Consider the following 19,257-nt stretch of genomic DNA (forward strand, 5'->3'; position numbering starts at 1 on the left):
TCACCGGAAGAACTGTGCTGTTCGCTCCCTCACGTGAGGGGTGAACGGCATATGTTAGCTAAGAAATCTGCTTGACCGGAACGAGCCCGGTTTGCACCAGCGGCGCAGCGCGGTCGCAATGCCCGGGTTGGTCGTCGAAGAAGATATGGGGTTTGAAGGCTGCCAGTACATCCGACTTGGCAACGCCGCCCATGAAGAAGGTTTCGTCAATTGCAACATTCCATGCGCGCAAAGTGCGAATCACCCGTTCGTGTGCCGGCGAAGATCGCGCAGTCACCAGCGCAGTTCGAATCGGCGCTGCCCTTCCATCGGTGGATTTGAAATTGTTCTGGATATAGGACAGCGCTTTCAGCAAGCGTGCAAATGGTCCTTCGGGCAAAGGCTTCATCGCATTTTCGCGCTCGTGATTCTCGAATGCTTCAATGCCTTGCGTCTGGAAAATCCGTTCCGACTCGTCCGAAAAAATCACTGCGTCGCCATCGAAGGCGATGCGGATCTGCTCCAGTTCCTCAAAGGCATTGTCCGGCTTCTGGTAGAGCAGGGCTGACGCCACGCCGGAATTGATCGCGGCCTGCACATCGTCTTCATGCAACGACAGGAACAGGCTGACGTTGAATGCACGCAGGTACGGAGAAAGCGGCGCGCCACCGGAAAGAACTGCGCGCGTGATGTCGAGGTCGTAATGTTTGATTGAATTAAAAATACGCATCGACGTCTCAGACGAGTTGCGCGACATGATGACGACTTCGACGAAACGCTGGTTGTGGACCAGCACGTTCAACTTGAGCAATGCGCGCACCAGTGCGAAACCCGCACCCAGTTTCAGGATCTCGTTTTCATTCTCGATCTGATGCTGCCGATAGGCATCCAGCCCTTGCGTGCGGAAAATTGCTTCTTCCGCTTCCAGGTCGAACAAGGCACGGGAAGAAATGCCGACGACGAGCAGGTTATCGAGTGAGACGGGCATGAATCACGCTATTTCAGACAGGAAGTTGATTTCGGATACAGGCAAGGAAAAGCGATATGGATCGTTGTGCCATCACAACTTGCTCAGTATAGAACGTTTATGCCGGTCATACTGAATCGATGTCGAACGCATTGGAGTGGCGGAAAGCCGTGAAAAGCGCCGCCCGAAATGAAAAACGCACCGCCGAGGGTGCGCTGATATTGTTGCAGGTCTTTGGTGCCGAGAGCCGGAATCGAACCGGCACGCTGTTTCCAGCGCGGGATTTTGAGTCCCGTGCGTCTACCTATTCCGCCATCTCGGCGACACACAAGCTAGTATTATCACCTATTTGCAGCGATCGAGCAACACACGGCGGCGCGATTACGTTGTCACACCAGAATCGAAAGGCGTATCATCGCCTACTTCGCTCAGTGAAAACCGCCAAGCACCGGTAATCCAACAACAATAATGAAGCCTGCCAAAATCCGCGAGATTGTCCTCGGCAAAGCACTTGATCCCATGAAAAGCGAGACGCGCCATTCCCTGGCGCTGGTCGCCTTTTTGGCATGGGTGGGACTGGGAGCCGACGGTTTGTCGTCCTCCGCTTACGGTCCGGAAGAAACCTTCCGCGCGCTCGGTGAGCACAGCCATCTTGGCCTGTATATGGCCTTGGCCACTGCGATTACCGTGTTCATCATCGCGCTCGCCTACAACCAGGTGATCGAACTGTTCCCGACTGGTGGCGGCGGCTATCGCGTGGCAACCCGACTGGTCGGTCCGTATCTCGGCTTGATTGCCGGATGCGCGCTGATTCTCGACTATGTATTGACGGTTTCAATTTCGGTTGCTGCAGGCGTCGAGGCGCTCGCATCGCTTCTGCCGCTCGGGTTCCAACCGTACAAGGTCTGGTCCGAGGCATTCTTCGTTGCGGTGCTGATTATTCTCAATCTGCGCGGCATGAAGGAAGCGATCCGCATTCTCTTGCCGATCTTCCTCGGCTTTGTCGTCACGCATTTCGCGCTGATTGTTTTCGGCATCTTTTCGCATGCGGCGCACTTGCCGGAGCTGGTGCCGAACACCTTGACGGAGACGAAGGCACTGGCAAGCAACATTGGCTGGATCAGTGTCGCCGGCATGCTATTGCTTGCATATTCGCAGGGCGGCGGTACTTATACGGGCCTGGAAGCCGTCTCCAACAACGTCAACATCCTGGCAGAACCTCGCGTGCATACGGGCAAGATGACCATGATTTACATGGCGCTATCGCTTGCATTCACTGCGAGCGGCATCATCCTCCTTTATTTGTTGTGGGACGCGAAACCGGTTGAGGGGCAGACGCTGAATGCTTCGACTTTCCGCGCCATCATCGCGAGTATCGGACTCAGCGATTGGACCAATAACATCGTTCTGACGCTCGTGCTTGCCTTTGAAGCAGGGCTCCTGTTCGTCGCCGCCAATACGGGCTTTCTTGGCGGCCCGGCGGTACTCTCCAACATGGCGGCGGATTCCTGGGTGCCGCATAAATTCCGCTATCTGTCCACGCGCCTTGTGACGCAGAACGGCATTCTGGTGATGGGCGTTGCCGCGCTGGCCATTCTGTTCTGGACCGGCGGCAGTGTTACCTTGCTGGTCGTTCTGTATTCGGTTTCGGTGTTCCTGACCTTTGCGATTTCTCTGTTTGGTCTGTGCCTGTATTGGTGGCAACACAAGGACCAGCGGTACTGGCTGCGCCGCTTCTTGTTATCGCTCATCGGATTTGTTATCTGTGCCGGCATCCTTCTGGTCCTGCTGGTCGAAAAGTTTACGGCTGGCGGCTGGGCGGCGGCGGTGATCATCGGTGCGATTGCAGGCCTGTGCATTTACATACGCAATCACTACCGCGATACCAAGGAAGCGATTCACTCAGTCGATCAGGTATTTGCGAACCAGCCCTTCGGCTCCCATGTCGGCCCGGTCGAACCGAATCCCCAGGACCAGACGGCAGTGTTCATCGTCGGCTCCTCGCGCGGCGGCGGCTTGCATGCATTGCTCTGGGTGCAGCGCATGTTCCCGGGACATTTCAAGAACTTCATCTTCGTCAATGCCCGCACCGTTGATGCGCATGCCTACGGCGGCGAGGGCGCGGTGGAGCATATGCGCGCCGAAGCGAATGCCACGCTCAAATACTTTGTCGATTTTTGCCATAGCCATGGCATGGCCTCCGCAGCATATCTTGGTTTCGGTACCGATGTCGTGGATGAGGTAACGAAGCTGTGCGAAACGATCAACAAGGAATATCCGAGTTCCATTTTCTTCACCAGCAAACTGGTCTTCGAACACGACAACTGGTTCACCCGGTTGTTGCACAACCAGGCGGCCCTCGCCATCCAACGACGCCTGCACTTTGAAAGCTTGCAGATGGTGATTTTGCCGATGAAAGTCTGATCAGCAAGCGCATCTCACCGAGATTGCAGTATCAATTAACCTGTTCAACTTTGCGTTGCACTTGTCGTAGATACCAGAGCAGGCCGGCACCGACAAGTGCCAATGCGGCGCTATTGCCCATCCAGAAGCCGGCTGCGCCCTGCAACACACGCGGGCTGATGCCGAACGGGTTCAGGCCCAGCACGTAGCCGCTTCCCAAACCGACACCCCAGAGCGCGACGGCATACATCAGCGTGGGAATGACGGCGACCTTGTATGCGCGCAATACGAATGCGGTAGTGACCTGGACCGCGTCGAACAACTGGTAGAAGGCGATGAATACATACAAGGGGAGCGCCGCCGCGATGACGGCTTCATTCGGTGTATAGGCCCGCACAATCGCTCCCCGTGCCAGCCACACAATGCATCCTATCGTCACCGACAGGACGGCGGCCAGGCGAATGCCGGCGTATCCGATGCGCCGCGCCGTGGATAAATCGCGAGCGCCGACCGACTGCGCAACCAGCGTTCCTGTCGCGTTTGCGATCGCCAGCGGGATCATGTACAGCACGGTGCCGAAATTGGCGGTGATCTGGTGCCCGGCTACCGCAATGTCTCCCAGGCGCGCAATGAACAAGGCCATGAAGGTGAATGCGGTCACTTCGATCAGATAACTCAGTCCCATCGGAATGCCGAGCTTGAGCAGTTCGCGCTGTGCGGTCCAAACCGGTCCGACAAGGCCGGTGCCGAACACGCCGAACAGCCGGTAGGATGGATTGACGCGCACGATGAGGCCACATATCAGAAACATCACCCAGACGGTGATTCCCGTTGCTACCGCACACCCTGGCCCGCCCAGAGCCGGGATGCCGAAGCCGCCGAAAATGAACAGGGCGTTAAGCGGTACCTTGAGCGCCAGCGCGCCGATCTGCAAGGCCATCACCATTTTCGGTCGGCCAATCGCGGTATTAAGCGAGGCATAGATACGAAAGCCCAGAGTGGCCGGCAGTGCCAGCGCGAGAATGCGCAGATAAAGCGATGCCTTGTCATTCAGCGCGCTGGAAGCATGAGCGAGCGACAGCAAGGGCTGCGGGAATAGCAAGGCAAGGCAGCCGATCACCGTCAGGAACAGCGCAAGCCAAATCCCTTGCTTGACTTCGGCGCCAATAGCCTTGAAGCGTTGCGCGCCGAACAACTGACCGATTACGGGCGAGAGCGCAGCAAGCACGCCATTCAAGCCGACAAAAATGCTGATGTAGATCGACGTACCGACAGCGAGGGCGGCGAGGTCGGTGGCCGAAAAGCGCGAAGTCATTGCAGTGTCGATGACTCCGTTGGCAATGACTGCCAGTTGCCCGATCAATAGTGGCCACGCCAGGGCACCGATGCGGCGAATGAAGGAGGGTCGATGAGCGTCTTGCAACGTCAGTTCACGCGTTGATAGAGACGGAATCGCTCGTCACGGTCGGACGGACGACGTCCATTCCACAACAACCGCCATGCATTGCTGGGCGGGTTCGTTGTTTTGGCATTCGGTTTTCTGCCGTTATTGTCTTGCAACAGCAGGTAATCGCAATGCGCGTTGTCGAACTGTGCAAAGGAAACGTGTCCGAAGTAAGCAAATGATGCGCGTTGTGCCGGACCAATATTCGTATCGATGCAGTACTGGCTTTGCGGAAGCTTCTCGGCAAGTTGCTTCGCCACGCCCGCATAGCTCTTGCCGTAATTGATCCATGGCATCCACAAGGTGGTCAACAGCAGCCAGCATAAGATCACGCCGCCGGAGGACAGCACGACTGCGCGCCATAGCACGGAAGGACGTCGCGATACGCGCCAGTGAACCAGGACGAACCAGCCGGCGGTGGCAAGGGTGGCAACCACACAAGCGATCAGGCTGAACTCGGGCTTGAATCCTGGCGCGAGCTTGAAGGCATTTCGCGCCAATTGCGCCGGCCAGCCGGTCTGCTTGGCTATCCAGCCGAGCCAGATGAAGCCAGCGCAAGTTGTCAGAGTCATGACCGAGAACCAGTCCACCGCATTGATCGCGCCGCGCTTCATGGTCGGCAAGCCGAATGCCGCAAGAATCGCCAGCGGCGGCAGCATTGGCAGCAAGATGCTTTCGTCCGAATGGCCACTGAACAGGATAAGTAAAATGGAAACGCCAAAGAAGCTCAGCGGCAAGGTGATATGTGGCGCCTGGTATTGTCTGCGCCAGGCGTATACCGCCCATCCGGCGAACGGCCAGGCCGGCCATGCGAACCAGATGCCGTTCTTGAAGAGATGCTTGATGTTGTCCCAGGACGGCAGGGCGAGCTGCTGGTAGTTCCAGAGCATCCATGCGTCATAGGGTGAACTGTTGAACGGGCGCACGATGCGGCAGGCGAGAATCCAGGAGCCAGCCACCATGACTGCGATCGGCAGGACAATCGCACACAATTTGAGCAGGAGCGAGCGCTCGCGCAGCGATGTCAGCATGAGCAGCCCGGCCCACAATGCAAGCGGAAGGACCCAGCCGCGCGCCAGCACCGACAGGCCGAGTGCAAGTCCAAGCAGTGCCGCAGCGCGCCATGTGCGCAGCTCGAACAGACGAGCGCTTGCGTAGAGTGAGAAGGCGATCAGCGATACCTGCAAGGCTTCTGCGCTGGTGCTATGGCTGTGGACCAGCAAGCCGAGGCAGCCGAGATAAATGAGCAACGCGCCATCGGCCAGTGTTCGGCCGTAATCGCTGGGTTCCGGCTGGCCTCCGAATGCGAGGCGCAGCGGCTGGGCCTCGGGCCGGCGGCCCAGCAGGTAGGTCGTGTACCAGACGGAAAGCGAGCCAAGCAGGAAGAAGCCCACTGTCGCAATGCGCGCCGCGCCTGCGTCGCCCAGCACGCTACCGAACAGCTTGATGCAGAAAGCGCCTATCCAGAACGCCAGCGGTCCCTTGTCGGCTGCAGGCAATCCTACGATATGCGGCCACAGCCAATCGTCGAGTCCACCGTGCGCCATGGTCCACATGATACCGAACCCGGCGGCATCATCGGTCTTCCATGGGTCGCGGCCTATCAGGCCGGGCAGTATGTAAAGCAGGCAGAGTGCGAACAGGACCCAGCGTGGAAGCGCATTCGTGGCGGCTGCGGGGAGGCGGACTGGCTTCATGTGGGGATGGTTGGCTTGTTCTTTGATGCGGCCGCGAAAAGCATAAAGGCGCGAAAATAGTCAAGAAGAGACCGAGCGTGTGTCTGATTCCGGATCCGACCGCAAGCTCGTTGAAACAAGGGTCTGATTTTTTCGCGTCTGATGTTTTCTGGACCGCCTTGCTTTTTCTAGGATTTTATTGAGCCCGGCGATATTGTGCCGCAAAAGTCGCCGCAAGACTGCGCGATAAAACAAAAAAGGCAGCCATGGCTGCCTTTTTGCTCAGTACGGCAAGGATCAGCCCGCGGTCTGGGTCTTGGAACCGCGATTGCCGAACTTCTGGCGGAATTTTTCCACGCGGCCGGCCGTGTCGACGATCTTGTGCTTGCCCGTAAAGAACGGATGCGATTCAGCGGTCACTTCCAGCTTCACCAGCGGATATTCCTTGCCTTCGAAGGTGATCTTTTCTTTGGTCTGGATGGTGGAACGCGTGACGAATTTGAAGTCGTTGGACATGTCCTGGAAAACGACTTCGCGATAATCGGGGTGAATGCCTTCTTTCATGTTTTTCCTCTGGAATGTTTTGGTAGCCAACCGGCACTTCGTCGGTCCTGTTGCTTCTTGACCCGATTGCCAATCACTTGCCGGGGGTGAAAACGGGAGATTGTACAATAAAATCATGGGTTTGCGAAGTTGCTTGTGCGACTCGCAAACGAAACGGACGCCTGCCCTGCAAGCGCCCGTTTTCGCCGTAGGGTGGAGCGATCAGCTTCCGCCGCGTCGCATCAGTTCGAAGAACTCGGCGTTGTTCTTGGTCGACTTCATCTTGTCGAGGATGAATTCCATTGCCTCGATCTCGTCCATGCCGTACAGGAGCTTGCGCAGGATCCAGATCTTTTGCAGCTGGTCCGGCTTGATCAGCAACTCCTCGCGGCGAGTGCCGGACTTGTTGAGGTTGATTGCCGGGTAGACGCGTTTCTCGGCCAGGCGGCGCTCGAGATGCACTTCCATGTTACCGGTGCCCTTGAATTCTTCGTAGATCACGTCGTCCATGCGGCTGCCGGTTTCGATCAGCGCGGTCGCGATGATGGTCAGCGAGCCGCCTTCCTCGACGTTGCGCGCCGCGCCGAAGAAGCGCTTCGGACGTTGCAGCGCATTGGCATCGACACCGCCGGTCAGCACCTTGCCGGAGGCGGGGATCACGGTGTTGTAGGCACGTGCCAGACGCGTGATCGAGTCCAGCAGAATCACCACGTCGCGCTTCATTTCGACTAGGCGCTTGGCTTTTTCCAGCACCATTTCGGCGACCTGCACGTGGCGTGTGGCCGGCTCGTCGAAGGTCGAAGCGACCACTTCGCCGCGCACCGAGCGCTGCATTTCGGTCACTTCTTCCGGGCGTTCGTCGATCAGCAGCACGATCAGCACGGTGTCCGGGTGATTGGTTGTGATGGCGTGCGCGATATGCTGCAGCATCACGGACTTGCCGGACTTCGGGGATGCCACCAGCAGGCCGCGCTGACCGCGTCCGATTGGCGCGATCATGTCGATGATGCGGCCGGTGATGTTTTCGTCGCCGCGCATTTCCCGCTCAAGGGTCATCACCTTGTTCGGATGCAGCGGTGTCAGATTTTCAAACAGGATGCGATGCTTGGATGCTTCCGGTGCTTCGCCGTTGACCTTGTCCACCTTCACCAATGCAAAGTAGCGCTCGCCGTCCTTCGGGGTGCGGACTTCGCCTTCGATGGAATCGCCGGTATGCAGGTTGAAACGGCGGATTTGCGAAGGCGAGATATAGATGTCGTCAGTGGACGCCATGTAGCTGGCGTCTGGCGAGCGCAGGAAGCCGAAGCCGTCGGGCAGGACTTCGAGTGCGCCGTCGCCGAAAATCTGTTCGCCGGCCTTCGCGCGCTTCTTCAGGATTGCGAACATCAATTCCTGTTTGCGCAGACGGGCCGCGTTGTCGATTTCAAGTCCGATCGCCATTTCCAGCAAGGCAGAGACGTGGAGCTGCTTAAGTTCAGATAAATGCATAGTGAGTGTCCCGAGATGGGAAAAGTCAGGTGGGGGAGGGAACTGCGAGGATGATCAAACGGGTAAAGTTAAAACGCGAAACAGGCGGTGCGGACGCACCGCCTCGTCGGCGTCAGATATTGCTGTCGATGAAGGACGTCAGCTGTCCTTTTGCCATTGCGCCGACTTTCTGTGCGGCGGGCACGCCGTTCTTGAACAGGATCAGCGTCGGAATGCCGCGGATGCCGAACTTGGCCGGAACCGCCTGATTGGCGTCGACGTCCATTTTCGCGATCTGCAGCTTGCCATCGTATTCTTTTGCCACTTCTTCGAGGATCGGGGCGATCATCTTGCAGGGGCCGCACCATTCGGCCCAGAAGTCGACCAGTACCGGCTTGTCGGATTTCAGAACGTCCGAATCGAAGGACGCATCAGTGATGTGTTTAATGTTTTCGCTCATGGTTTCCTCGATGTGAGGGTCTCTAAGATGTCAATTTATGCGCCTGCACGCCTGCTAATCTTACTCAATTTCCGTGAACAGCGTGTACGGGGTGGTAACAAGCAAGTGGAGACGTCATGCACGAGTTCAAGGATATTGAAGGGTGCTGCAAGACGTAATGCGGCGGGGTGTTGGGTAAATCATAACCGATTTTTACGAAAAGTGTAGAGACGCGTCTTAATTTTTGACCGACTCGCATAAAATGGCGAACACATTCGGGCGCATTGCTTGCGCTATCGTTTCCCCACCCGGCCCAAACTCTTAGCGAACCTTCATGCTGCTGCGCCCTTTGCTGATTCCGCCGTCCGCCGATTTCTGGCCCGTACTTGCGCACTCCTTGCTGGAAAACGGGCCCCTGGCAGACGCCGATCCGCAATTGCGCGATTTATCGAGCGTGCGGGTGGTGGTTCCGGGATTCGTGCATGCCCAACATCTGAAAGCGGCTTTGGCGGCATGCCTTGGCCGGCCTTTCATTCCGCCGCGGATCACCACCATGTCCGCCTGGCTTTCAATGCTGCCGCCAGAAGAGCATGAGGCAGTCGCGACACCCGGTAGCGAGCGCATGATGCTGCTGTACGCCGAACTACGGCAGCACGCGTGGCTGAAAAAGCTGTTTTCCGCAAGGCGCAATACTGATCTGCTGCCATTGGCGCAGATGCTGCTGACGCTGTTCGACGAATTGACGACCGCCTTGCTTCCTTCCATGCAACTGTCGCCCGATGCTGCCGAGGAGCGATGGCATGCAGCGCTGGAACAATTGCCGCTGCCTGCCCGCAACATCCTGTCGGACGAGGCGCAATTAGTGTGGTCATTGTGGAAAAGCCAGCTCGACGCCAGCGATGCGACAGCGGTCTGCTTTGCCCGCATGATGCGATTGGCGGCTGACGCCGACGCCCCCTTGATATGGATCAACTCCGAAGCGCCGGACAGCCTGCAAACGGCTTTCCTGAAAGCTTACGGGGACAAACAAACACTATTGCCCGTCCTGCCGGACTGGCGCGCCAACGCAGTTGCAAGCGTGTTTGCGAGTGCCTGGCCGGAGATATTGGACGAAGACGGTCGCGATTCGTTCCTCGCCCTCGGTGCGAGCGAAATCGTGACGCCGCGAGGGCTGGCGCTGTCGGAAGCCGACAGCCTGGAAGAGGAGGCGCGATGCGGCGCACAAACGGTGATCAACTGGCTGCAAGCAGGCAAGAGCCGCATTGCGATCATTGCCCAGGACCGCGTGGTCGCGCGACGGATCCGCGCCTTGCTGGAGCGCGCACATATTTTCGTCGCGGATGAAACGGGATGGAAGCTGTCCACGACGCGGACCGCTGCGGCAATTGCGGCTTTGCTCGATGTTGTCAGTACACGGGCGGAAACTGTCGCGCTGCTCGATTTGCTGAAGTCGCCTTTCCTGCTTCCCGACATGGCGGACAAGGCCGCGCGCGTGATGGAGATCGAACATGCGGTTCGACGTTTCAACGTGCTGGGCGGCTGGGATGCGGTACTGTCCGCACTGAGGGATGCGCCGCAGGCAAGGGAACTGCTGCAGCGGATTGCCGAGCAGGCCGGCCTGTTCAGCGGGCGAAGGACACTTGGAGAATGGGGCGAGGTGACCAGCGCTGCGCTCGAATCGCTAGGCATGCGCGACGCGCTGGCGGCCGATGCGGCCGGCTCCCAGGTGATTGCGCTGCTTGACATGCTGATGCAGGACTGTCAGGCAGTGACACATTCGTTCTCGTTCTCGGAATGGCGCGCATTTCTCAGCCTGCAGCTTGAATCGACGCCGTTCGTGTCGATCGAATCCGACCGGCGCGTCGTGATGCTGCATCTGAACGGCGCTCGACTTCGAAACTTCGATGCCGTGCTTATGGTGGGCGCGGACGCGGACCATTTGCCATCGGACTCGCAGGAAACCCTGTTTTTTGCCAATGCCGTCCGACGCGAACTTGGACTGGCGACGCGCGAGGTGCGGCAGCGCACGCAGTTGCGCGATTTCGCCGAGTTGTTAAGCGCGGCTCCTGAAGTGGTGTTGTCGTGGCAGTCGCAAAAGAACGGCGAGCCGAATGCGATCAGTAGCTGGATAGAGCGACTGCAACTGACGCTGGAGCGCGCTGGCGCTGACAAACTGCCGATGCATCGCGCCGAGATCGCGCCGCAAGAGCTGCGTTCCATGCCGCCCGTCATGCCTGCGCCGATCGCACCGCAGCTATTGCCGCGCAAGCTGTCCGCCAGCGGCTATAACAGTCTCGTGGCCTGCCCCTATCAGTTTTTCGCCACGCGCATGCTCGGTTTGAACGGGCTCGACGAATTGTCCGACATGCCGGAAAAGCGCGACTATGGCGACTGGCTGCATGCAATCTTGAAAACCTATCATGAAAGTGTGCGCGACCTGAACGTCGCTCCTGCCGAGCGTGAGAGCCTGCTGCGCGACATCACGGAAAAGGTATTTGCCGAAGCGCTTTCGCAGAGTGCGGCCGCGCTGGGCTATTACGCGCGATGGCAGAAAGTGATTCCCGCATATCTTGCCTGGGCCAACGAAAGGGAAGACCAGGGCTGGCGCTTCGTCGCAGGGGAAAAACGCTTCGACAAGATTCTGTCCTGGGACGGAGGACAGGTTACATTGCACGGCTATATCGACCGCATCGATGAAAACGGCGATGGAGAGCGTGCCGTGCTCGACTACAAGACCAAGCCGCTGCAGATTCTGCGCGACAAGATCAAGGAAGCCGAGGACCATCAATTGGCCTTCTATGGCATCTTGTCCGACTTGCCGGTATCCGCCGCGCATTTCGTCGCGTTGGAAATCACCAAGGACAAGACCGGCGATGCCGAGGCGAAGAACTACACCGATTGGCAACAGATGCTGGAGATGCAGATTGCCGCGAGCATAGGCGCGATAGCGCAGGGAGCGCCCTTGGCCGCATACGGCATCGAGCGTGTGTGCGTGTACTGCGAAGTGCGCGGGTTGTGCCGCAAGGGAGCGTGGTGATGCGCACGCAGACCGGTTCTCCACGCGCCTACGAAGCGAACGGCCAGGCGGTCGATGCGATGCAATTTACGCGGATTGCATGCAACCCCGCGCGCTCTGTTGTGGTAGAGGCTTGCGCCGGCAGTGGAAAGACATGGCTGCTGGTGGCGCGCATGCTGCGCCTGCTGCTGGCCGGAGCCGAGCCGTCGGAGCTGCTTGCGATCACCTTCACCCGAAAGGCCGCGCAGGAAATGCGCGAGCGCCTTTTGCAGTTGCTGCATGAACTCGCGCTGCAACCGGAGCACGCGGTACGCGACCTGTTATTGGAGCGCGGGATCGATGAGGCGGACCTGCCGCGCGTGCTGCCTGCTGCACGTGCCTTGTACGAGCGCGTACTCGCGAGTCCGCAGAGCCTTTCGATCGACACCTTCCATAGCTGGTTCGCACGCTTGATCCAGATTGCTCCGCTCGCATCCGGCGTGCCTCACGGCTATACGCTGACCGAGGCGACCGGCGAGCTGCTAATGGATGCGTACAGCCGATTCATGCAAGCGCTGAACGTGGACGATCAACGGGATGTGCGACAGGCGCTGATGTCGCTGTACGAAATGGTCGGCGACTGGAACGCCAGGCGTTTGCTTGATGCATTCGTCGACAAACGGGCGGAATGGTGGGCGATTACACAAGACGGCCAGCACGTGCCACTGGAATGGCTGCGTGAACTGTGCGGCGAGGATGGCATCGCCGACGCGAGGCTGTCGCTGTGGACTGACGGGAAACTGCAAGCGCGCGTCAGCAAGGTCGCATCGCTGCTCGGGCGCGGTACGGCGGTCAACCAGAAGCGCGCCACAGCGATCGAGAAGGCATTGAGCGCTGGCGCGAGCATCGAGACATTCGATGCGCTTTGTCACGAGTTCTTCGACAGCGATGGCGACGCGCGCAAGAATCAAAAGACCAAGGACCTCACCAAGGCGCTGGAACAAGAGCTGGGAATCGACGGCTGCAATGTCTTCGATGCGGAATTTGAAGCGATCGGCGAAGAGCTCAAACAGCTCCGCAAACGCAGCTTCGAGTGCCAGGTCTTGGCGCTGAATGAAGCGCTGTTCGCTGCGGGAAATGCTTATCTGGCCCATTACCAGGCGGTCAAGGCCGAGCAGCGCGTGTTCGATTTCGGCGACCTGGAATGGCATGCCTATCGCTTGCTGACCGACGAAGGCCATGCCGCCTATCTGCAGAGCCGCCTCGACTCGCGCTACCGGCATATCCTTCTGGACGAGTTCCAGGATACCAATCCGCTGCAATGGAGCATCGTGCGAGCTTGGCTGGCCGCTTACGGCGACGATGCGCAGAAGCCGAGCGTGTTCGTGGTGGGCGACCCCAAACAGTCGATCTACCGCTTTCGACGCGCCGAGCCGCGGGTTTTCATCGCCGCACGCGACATGCTTGCGCAGCTTGCCGCGGATGTGCTGCGTACCAACCGGACGCGCCGCAATGCGGCTGCCATTATCGAGATACTCAATGCGAGTTTCACCGCCAATCCGATTTTCTCGCCGCAGACAACACTTGGCGCACAAGGTGGCATGGTGTGGCGCCTGCCCCTGATCCGGGCAGCGGAGAATGAAGTGGCTGCGGTCACGACCTTCGCATTGCGCGATCCGCTAAGTACACCGCGACCCGAAGAAGATGACGAACGTCGCGTGGAAGAGGGGCGGGCAGTGGCGCGCGCAATCATCAATGCGATGCGCGAATTGACCGCAAATGGGACGCCGGCGAAGTGGTCCGACGTGATGCTTCTGGTGAAGAAGCGGACCTATCTGACTGCCTATGAAAGCGCATTGCGCGAAGCAGGCATTCCGTTTGTGTCGGGCAAGCGAGGTGGTCTGCTGGAGTCGCTGGAGGTGGCGGACCTGATCGCGCTCTTGAGTTTTCTGATCACGCCGGGCGACAACCGTGCGCTCGCGCATGTGCTGAAGTCACCGGTTTTCGGGGCAAGCGATGATGATCTGATTGCACTCGCCCAGCGCAGCGAGCCTGCCTGGTGGGAGCGCATGCAAGGCGCGGCGGACGCATCGCCGGCCATCCTGCGCGCCGTGCAGTTGCTGAGGCAATGGCTCGACGCGGCACCGCGCCTGCCGGTGCATGACCTGATCGACGTGATACTCCATCAGGGCGAACTGGTCGCGCGTTATGCGCAGGCTGCCCAACCGGTGGTCCGTGCGCAGGTGCTTGGCAATATCGAGGCCTTCACCGAACTGGCGCTGAACCTGGATTCCGGCCGCTATCCGAGCCTGCCGAAATTCATCGATGCATTGCGCTTGCTGAAGAAGGGAGCCGAAAGCGACGCGCCGGATGAAGCGGCCGTCGACGCCGCGGTGGACGCCGTTCGCATCCTGACCATTCACAGTGCAAAGGGGCTGGAAGCGCCGATCGTCGTCATGGTTGATACCAATCACAGCGAGCCTGCGCGCGACGACTGCGGCATTCTGTGCGACTGGCCGCAGGATGCGGACGCGCCGACGCATTTTTCCTGCTTCGGCCGCAGACAGGAACGCGGCGCCGCGCGCGATGCCCTGTTTGCGGCGGAAGAAGCATTCAAGCAGCAGGAAGACTGGAACCTCTTGTATGTCGGCATCACCCGCGCGAAGCATATCCTGATCGTCAGCGGCGTGGCAGGCGCCCGCGGCACGCTGGAGGACGGGGTAACCAAGGGTAGCTGGTACCACCGTCTGCAGAATGTGCCGACCACCGTGTTTGAAGCGGAAGTCGAGCTGGCTTCGGATGGCGTCGCCGGCAATGCGGAATTCTGCATTCCTGTTTTCAATCCGCCGCTTCTCGGCGAGCGCAAGGAGACGGCCGCGCCGCAAAGCATCGCAATTGATGAAGGCATCGCCTTGCACGCCTTGCTTGAACGATTGACGAATCTGCCGAGGTGGCCGATATGCGTGCCTGACGCGATACAGATTGCGCGCTGGTTGCGCTGCACATTGGCAATGGCCGTCACGGTGCGCGAACATGCCTTGCAAGTCTTGTCGAAGCCTGAGCTGGAGCGCTTCTTCAATCCAACGCACTTTCATTTTGCCCGTAATGAGATGGAGGTGATGACCGGGGATGAATTGCTGCGTTTTGACCGCGCCGTCGTTTGCCATGACGAAGTCTGGATTCTCGACTACAAGCGCGACCTGCTCGACAGCGAACGAATTCTTTATCGCCAGCAGTTATCGCGTTATCGACTCGCTGCGGCACAAGTCTTTCCGGGGAAGACGCTGAGGACGGCTTTGATTACTGCGGATGGAAAACTCTGGGAAATGGAGTGATGCCGGTGAGGACTGCGGGGCGGCCGTCCAGGTAAATTCCTTGTGGTAATGACTATCCGCAAGCCACACATTGTTCAAGCAGGCCAGTATGAAAAATGCCATGGAGACATGGCTTTTTTCATATCTGAAGAGCGCGCTGTTTGGTAGCCTAAAGTCTTGAAAAAATAAGAACCATCGCCACCTGTGGTTAAGCCTCGCGTTTCCGGGTGCCGCGCCAATATTTCTTATTTTTCTTGATAAACAAGATGTTGCAAACCATGCGTGTGGCTCGTTAAACAAAAAATCGAACGCAACGATTTTTTAAAAAAGCTACCAAATAGGTATTGATATTGTGGCGCGGTTTGTTTAGTATTTACTGTACTTATATACAGTGCTTGAGTTTGCTTACGCTAGCCTTCATCCGCGCTGACTATCCTGCCGCAAGTTCGCCTGCTGATTTTTCCCGGCCTGAAACAGACCTGAGCCACCGCGGAATGCGGGGAGCCTGCATTCGGGATTGTTGATATGAGAAGAAATGGATCGGGGCTGTATTTACGCGAACGAGGATGGCGCGGCCGAAGATGCTATATGCGTGAAACTCGCTTCAGTCGATGTTTCGTTCGCGATATTTTGCCTGCTGTCGCTTTGGTGCCTGAAGGCGCTGGCGCAGCAAATCAATCATCATTTCGCGCGCTTCCGTCGGTTGGGATCGGAATAGAGTGAGGGCCGTTTCGACGAACAGTTTTTCTTTTTCATCGACAGGCATATGGAGTGTGTCGTGCTCGCGATCCATCCAGCCATGCGGCAGCTCCAACTGCTCCTCGATCGAGCGGGCGATGTTGCTCCCGATGTTCTTGCGGTTGCATTTGATATGGCTGAGATAGCGGTCTGACAAATTCAACTTGTTCGCGAACAGCTTGAGCATGCCGCGTTGTGGAAGATCGGGGTGCTGGTCGATGAAATCGGCAAACAGTTTCTGAAAGTTTTTGTGTCTGATTTTTGCGCTGTCCATCGTCATATCGAATATTCCTTTGGTCGCAGCGTGATGTTTCGGGACCGGGTAGGAGCTGCATTTGCCTGAGCTGCTTGCCGCAAAACAGTGTAACTCAGGAAGTCGATTTTTTGTTGATCTAATACAACCAAATTGGAAGCATTTTTGCGTTGCATTGCGTTTTGCTCAAGCCTGGATGACCAGGCGCAATAGTGCCATGGTCAAACATTCATGCCGCCAGGTATGCATGCGAAGCAAGCGTAAAGCCGGCGGCTGATGGCCGGATTTTTATGGGAAAGAAGGAAATGCATTACCCACGATGGACAAACACGGACACGTACGCCACCGGTGCGTGCGAGGCGCCAAGCCGACTGCTGGTCGAAGCAATTGCACTGACGGCAGAGGTCTGTGGCCAGGCATTGTCTCCTGCTGCGGCCGAATTGTTGGCCGGCGATCTGAGCGATTTTGATGAAGCGGCAGTGCTGGCTGCTTTGTCGCGCTGTCGGAAGGAATTGCAGGGGCCCGTGAAGATTCCGGACATTCTCGCGCGCATCGACGATGGAAGGCCGGATGCGGATGAGGCATGGTCGATGATGCCGAGAAGCGAACTGAGTTCAGTGGTCTGGACGGATGAAATGGCCCAGGCATGGGGCGTTGCACTGCAATTGCTGAATGCGGGCGATGTCGGCGGTGCCCGCATGGCGTTTCGCGACACCTATGCGAAAGCGGTGCTCGATGCGCGACTGCGGCATGTGCCGCCGCACTGGGTACCGTCGCTGGGCAGCGATGTCGCTGGTCGCAGGCGCGTGCTGCTGGAGGCGGTGGAGAAGCGGCGCTTGTCCGCTGCGCATGTCGAACAGTTGTTACCGGAAGCCACTGTCACGACGGAGGCCAAAGAGATCATCGCGCGTCTGGAAATGAAAAGCTTGCACTGAGCTGAGCGACGGGAAAACGAAGCGAGTCAGTGCGTTTATTAAAGCAACCTTATTGGTCGCAGGAAAGATGAATCGAATCGATTCGTCGAGGATAGGAAATGGATTGCCACGCTGATGTTGATGACGGCGGACTGCAGTGGTATGCGCAACTTGGCCGTCTTGAGCAGTTTGAAAACGAGGACAAGGAAAGGAAGCGACTTATCATGAGTACATTTGAAATTCATCGTGCGACGAAACGCCGGGCCAAGCTGCGTCTTGGCATGTCGGGGCCCGCGGGCAGCGGCAAAACCTATTCCGCATTGCTGATCGCCAGCGGCCTGGGTGGCCGCATCGGCATGATCGACACCGAACATGGCAGCGGCGACTTGTACGCCGATCTGCTGCCGGAAGGCTACGACGTGCTGTCGTTGACGCCGCCGTACACGCCCAGCCGGTATATTGAAGCGATTCATGCGCTTGAGGATGCCGGTGTTTCCACGATCATCGTCGACAGTCTGACGCATGCATGGAGCGGCGAAGGTGGTTCGCTCGACCGTCAGGGCAAGATCGCCGACAAGTCGGGCAATAGCTGGCAGGCATGGCGGCAGGTGACGCCGGAGCATAACGCGCTGGTCGAGGCCTTGCTGCAAAGCCCTTGCCACATCATCGCAACCATGCGCGCAAAGACGGAATACGTGCAGGAGAAGGACGAGCGGACCGGCAAGCAGGTGGTGCGCAAAATCGGCCTGGCGCCGATCATGCGCGACGGCATCGAATACGAATTCACCACCTTCTTCGAACTCGACGTGCAGCACATGGCCTACGTCGGCAAGGACCGCACACGCTTGTTCGACAACATGATCTTCCGCCCTGAAATCGAGACCGGACACAAGCTTCTTGGCTGGCTGGATTCCGGAGAGGATTTCCCGATCATGCGCAAGACGATGCTCGCCGATCAAAAGAACGAGCTGATCGATTCCATCGACCATGCGCGTTCGCTGGATGAGCTGTTCAAGGCCTTCTCCACCGCCTATCGCGCCGCCAACGCCTTGTCCGATTCGGCTGCGTTGTCCGAACTGACCCAGGCAAAGGACAGGCGCAAGGCCGAGCTGGAAGAACATGAGGAAATGGGAGAGCCAGCATGAATCCGGTGTTTGAAGCCTTCGAACTCGCTGCGCAGTACAGGCAGCTTGCCGAATTGCTGGCCGATCGGCATGACGATGAGCAGGTGATCGCGGATACGCTGGAAAGCATTTCCGGACCGCTCGACGAGCAGCTGGAGAACCTGGCGAAAATGGTGCGCAACATCGAGTCCGCCGATCGCGGCGTGCAAGAGACCATTGCCGGCCTCGAAGCCCGGCATGCCGCCTTGCAGCGTGCTGCGGAGCGCGGTCGCAAACTGATTCTCGATGTCATGCGGATGGCGCAACGCGATCGAGCAACGACAGCGCTGTTCTCGATCGCAGTCAAGAAGAATCCGCCGGTGGTGGTCGTCGACTCTGCCGCCGAATTGCCCCCGACCTATCTGACCTATCACGAACCTCCGCCGCCGACGCCCAACAAGAAAGCGATCGCTGCGGCGCTGAAGGCCGGGATGCCGGTGCCGGGTGCCCACTGTGAGCAGGGTGTACGGCTAGAAATTCATTAGATCAATCCACATGGAGATTGTCATGGCTACACTGAACAAAGTGACTCTGATCGGATATCTCGGACACGATCCCGAAATGCGCACCACGATGGGCGGTGACGCGGTCGCGCATCTTGCGCTCGCCACCACCGAGACATGGAAGGACAAGGCCAGCGGCGAAAAGAAACAGGCGACGGAATGGCATCGCATCGTGCTGTATCGGAAGCTCGCCGAAATCGCCGGCCAGTATCTGAAAAAAGGATCGCACGTCTATGTCGAAGGGCGCTTGCAGACGCGCAAGTGGACCGGCAAGGATGATGTGGATCGTTACGTGACGGAGATCATTGCGGACGACATGCGCATGCTTGGCGCGCGGCCTTCCAACCATGAGTCCGACGAAGAAACGCATGTTGACGGCAAGGCGGCCACCACGTCGCAACAGGCACGGCCGCAGCCTGCGCGCTATGAATACGAGGATGACGCGATTCCATTCTAGGG

At 58.3% G+C, this 19,257-nt stretch carries 14 protein-coding genes and 1 tRNA gene; 7 read left to right on the forward strand and 8 right to left on the reverse strand.

All coding sequences use genetic code 11. The features are described 5' to 3' along the window. Nucleotides 1-58 precede the first annotated feature (58 nt). Both E6W33_RS16375 and E6W33_RS16380 read right to left on the reverse strand, forming a co-directional pair. Entirely contained in the window at nucleotides 59-967 is a 909-nt protein-coding gene (locus tag E6W33_RS16375) for a 5'-nucleotidase (RefSeq protein ID WP_136418387.1), read from the reverse strand. Between the two features lie 214 nt (nucleotides 968-1,181). Continuing rightward, nucleotides 1,182-1,268: transfer RNA gene (locus E6W33_RS16380), tRNA-Leu, on the reverse strand. 146 nt (nucleotides 1,269-1,414) lie between these two features. Here E6W33_RS16380 and E6W33_RS16385 point away from each other — a divergent pair. After that, complete coding sequence (locus tag E6W33_RS16385) at nucleotides 1,415-3,370, forward strand: APC family permease (RefSeq protein ID WP_136418388.1); 1,956 nt, start codon at nucleotides 1,415-1,417, stop codon at nucleotides 3,368-3,370. Between the two features lie 31 nt (nucleotides 3,371-3,401). Here the strand turns inward: E6W33_RS16385 and E6W33_RS16390 are convergent, their stop codons facing one another. The 5 genes from E6W33_RS16390 to trxA form a co-directional block, all read right to left on the reverse strand. Next, on the reverse strand, nucleotides 3,402-4,772 hold the full coding sequence (locus tag E6W33_RS16390) for an MATE family efflux transporter (protein WP_211097357.1): 1,371 nt from the start codon (nucleotides 4,770-4,772) through the stop codon (nucleotides 3,402-3,404). 2 nt (nucleotides 4,773-4,774) lie between these two features. Next, nucleotides 4,775-6,490, reverse strand: coding sequence for a glycosyltransferase (locus tag E6W33_RS16395; RefSeq protein ID WP_136418390.1), 1,716 nt, complete (start codon nucleotides 6,488-6,490; stop codon nucleotides 4,775-4,777). A 276-nt stretch (nucleotides 6,491-6,766) separates the two neighbouring features. Next, on the reverse strand, nucleotides 6,767-7,033 hold the full coding sequence (locus E6W33_RS16400) for a type B 50S ribosomal protein L31 (protein WP_136418391.1): 267 nt from the start codon (nucleotides 7,031-7,033) through the stop codon (nucleotides 6,767-6,769). A gap of 201 nt (nucleotides 7,034-7,234) precedes the next feature. Further along, nucleotides 7,235-8,500, reverse strand: a complete 1,266-nt coding sequence (gene rho / locus E6W33_RS16405) for a transcription termination factor Rho (RefSeq protein ID WP_136418392.1) — start codon at nucleotides 8,498-8,500, stop codon at nucleotides 7,235-7,237. A 112-nt stretch (nucleotides 8,501-8,612) separates the two neighbouring features. Beyond that, on the reverse strand, nucleotides 8,613-8,939 hold the full coding sequence (gene trxA / locus E6W33_RS16410; protein WP_136418393.1) for a thioredoxin TrxA: 327 nt from the start codon (nucleotides 8,937-8,939) through the stop codon (nucleotides 8,613-8,615). Nucleotides 8,940-9,252: 313 nt separating this feature from the next. Here trxA and E6W33_RS16415 point away from each other — a divergent pair, with 313 nt between their 5' ends. Next, on the forward strand, nucleotides 9,253-11,955 hold the full coding sequence (locus E6W33_RS16415) for a PD-(D/E)XK nuclease family protein (protein WP_136418394.1): 2,703 nt from the start codon (nucleotides 9,253-9,255) through the stop codon (nucleotides 11,953-11,955). Then, a complete protein-coding gene (locus tag E6W33_RS16420) occupies nucleotides 11,955-15,248 on the forward strand; it encodes a UvrD-helicase domain-containing protein (RefSeq protein WP_211097358.1) in 3,294 nt (1,097 codons plus the stop codon). Before E6W33_RS16415 ends, E6W33_RS16420 begins: the two co-directional genes overlap by 1 nt. Before the next feature lie 583 nt (nucleotides 15,249-15,831). Here E6W33_RS16420 and E6W33_RS16425 read toward each other — a convergent pair. Then, nucleotides 15,832-16,245, reverse strand: coding sequence for a hypothetical protein (locus E6W33_RS16425; RefSeq protein ID WP_136418395.1), 414 nt, complete (start codon nucleotides 16,243-16,245; stop codon nucleotides 15,832-15,834). A gap of 278 nt (nucleotides 16,246-16,523) precedes the next feature. Between E6W33_RS16425 and E6W33_RS16430 the strand changes: the two genes are divergently transcribed. From E6W33_RS16430 to E6W33_RS16445, 4 genes are all read left to right on the forward strand, one after another. Then, nucleotides 16,524-17,153, forward strand: a complete 630-nt coding sequence (locus tag E6W33_RS16430; RefSeq protein WP_136418396.1) for a hypothetical protein — start codon at nucleotides 16,524-16,526, stop codon at nucleotides 17,151-17,153. Between the two features lie 203 nt (nucleotides 17,154-17,356). Continuing rightward, nucleotides 17,357-18,277: an ATP-binding protein gene (locus tag E6W33_RS16435; protein ID WP_136418397.1), complete on the forward strand. Its 921-nt coding sequence runs from the start codon at nucleotides 17,357-17,359 to the stop codon at nucleotides 18,275-18,277. Beyond that, nucleotides 18,274-18,780 carry a siphovirus Gp157 family protein gene (locus tag E6W33_RS16440; protein WP_136418398.1) on the forward strand — a complete coding sequence of 169 codons (507 nt, stop codon included), beginning with the start codon at nucleotides 18,274-18,276 and terminating at the stop codon, nucleotides 18,778-18,780. The genes E6W33_RS16435 and E6W33_RS16440 overlap by 4 nt, the downstream gene beginning before the upstream one ends. Nucleotides 18,781-18,802: 22 nt before the next feature. Then, a complete protein-coding gene (locus tag E6W33_RS16445; RefSeq protein WP_136418399.1) occupies nucleotides 18,803-19,255 on the forward strand; it encodes a single-stranded DNA-binding protein in 453 nt (150 codons plus the stop codon). Nucleotides 19,256-19,257 lie beyond the last annotated feature (2 nt).

The organism is Herbaspirillum sp. ST 5-3 (assembly GCF_004804275.1).
Lineage (GTDB): Bacteria > Pseudomonadota > Gammaproteobacteria > Burkholderiales > Burkholderiaceae_D > Noviherbaspirillum.

Bases quoted from the DNA above. Each gene is read 5' to 3' on its own strand.
- rho (WP_136418392.1), bottom strand. From the start codon at position 8,500: ATGCATTTATCTGAACTTAAGCAGCTCCACGTCTCTGCCTTGCTGGAA.
- E6W33_RS16415 (WP_136418394.1), top strand. From the start codon at position 9,253: ATGCTGCTGCGCCCTTTGCTGATTCCGCCGTCCGCCGATTTCTGGCCC.
- E6W33_RS16430 (WP_136418396.1), top strand. From the start codon at position 16,524: ATGCATTACCCACGATGGACAAACACGGACACGTACGCCACCGGTGCG.
- E6W33_RS16440 (WP_136418398.1), top strand. From the start codon at position 18,274: ATGAATCCGGTGTTTGAAGCCTTCGAACTCGCTGCGCAGTACAGGCAG.
- E6W33_RS16435 (WP_136418397.1), top strand. From the start codon at position 17,357: ATGAGTACATTTGAAATTCATCGTGCGACGAAACGCCGGGCCAAGCTG.
- E6W33_RS16425 (WP_136418395.1), bottom strand. From the start codon at position 16,245: ATGACGATGGACAGCGCAAAAATCAGACACAAAAACTTTCAGAAACTG.
- trxA (WP_136418393.1), bottom strand. From the start codon at position 8,939: ATGAGCGAAAACATTAAACACATCACTGATGCGTCCTTCGATTCGGAC.
- E6W33_RS16395 (WP_136418390.1), bottom strand. From the start codon at position 6,490: ATGAAGCCAGTCCGCCTCCCCGCAGCCGCCACGAATGCGCTTCCACGC.
- E6W33_RS16400 (WP_136418391.1), bottom strand. From the start codon at position 7,033: ATGAAAGAAGGCATTCACCCCGATTATCGCGAAGTCGTTTTCCAGGAC.
- E6W33_RS16385 (WP_136418388.1), top strand. From the start codon at position 1,415: ATGAAGCCTGCCAAAATCCGCGAGATTGTCCTCGGCAAAGCACTTGAT.
- E6W33_RS16445 (WP_136418399.1), top strand. From the start codon at position 18,803: ATGGCTACACTGAACAAAGTGACTCTGATCGGATATCTCGGACACGAT.
- E6W33_RS16375 (WP_136418387.1), bottom strand. From the start codon at position 967: ATGCCCGTCTCACTCGATAACCTGCTCGTCGTCGGCATTTCTTCCCGT.
- E6W33_RS16420 (WP_211097358.1), top strand. From the start codon at position 11,955: ATGCGCACGCAGACCGGTTCTCCACGCGCCTACGAAGCGAACGGCCAG.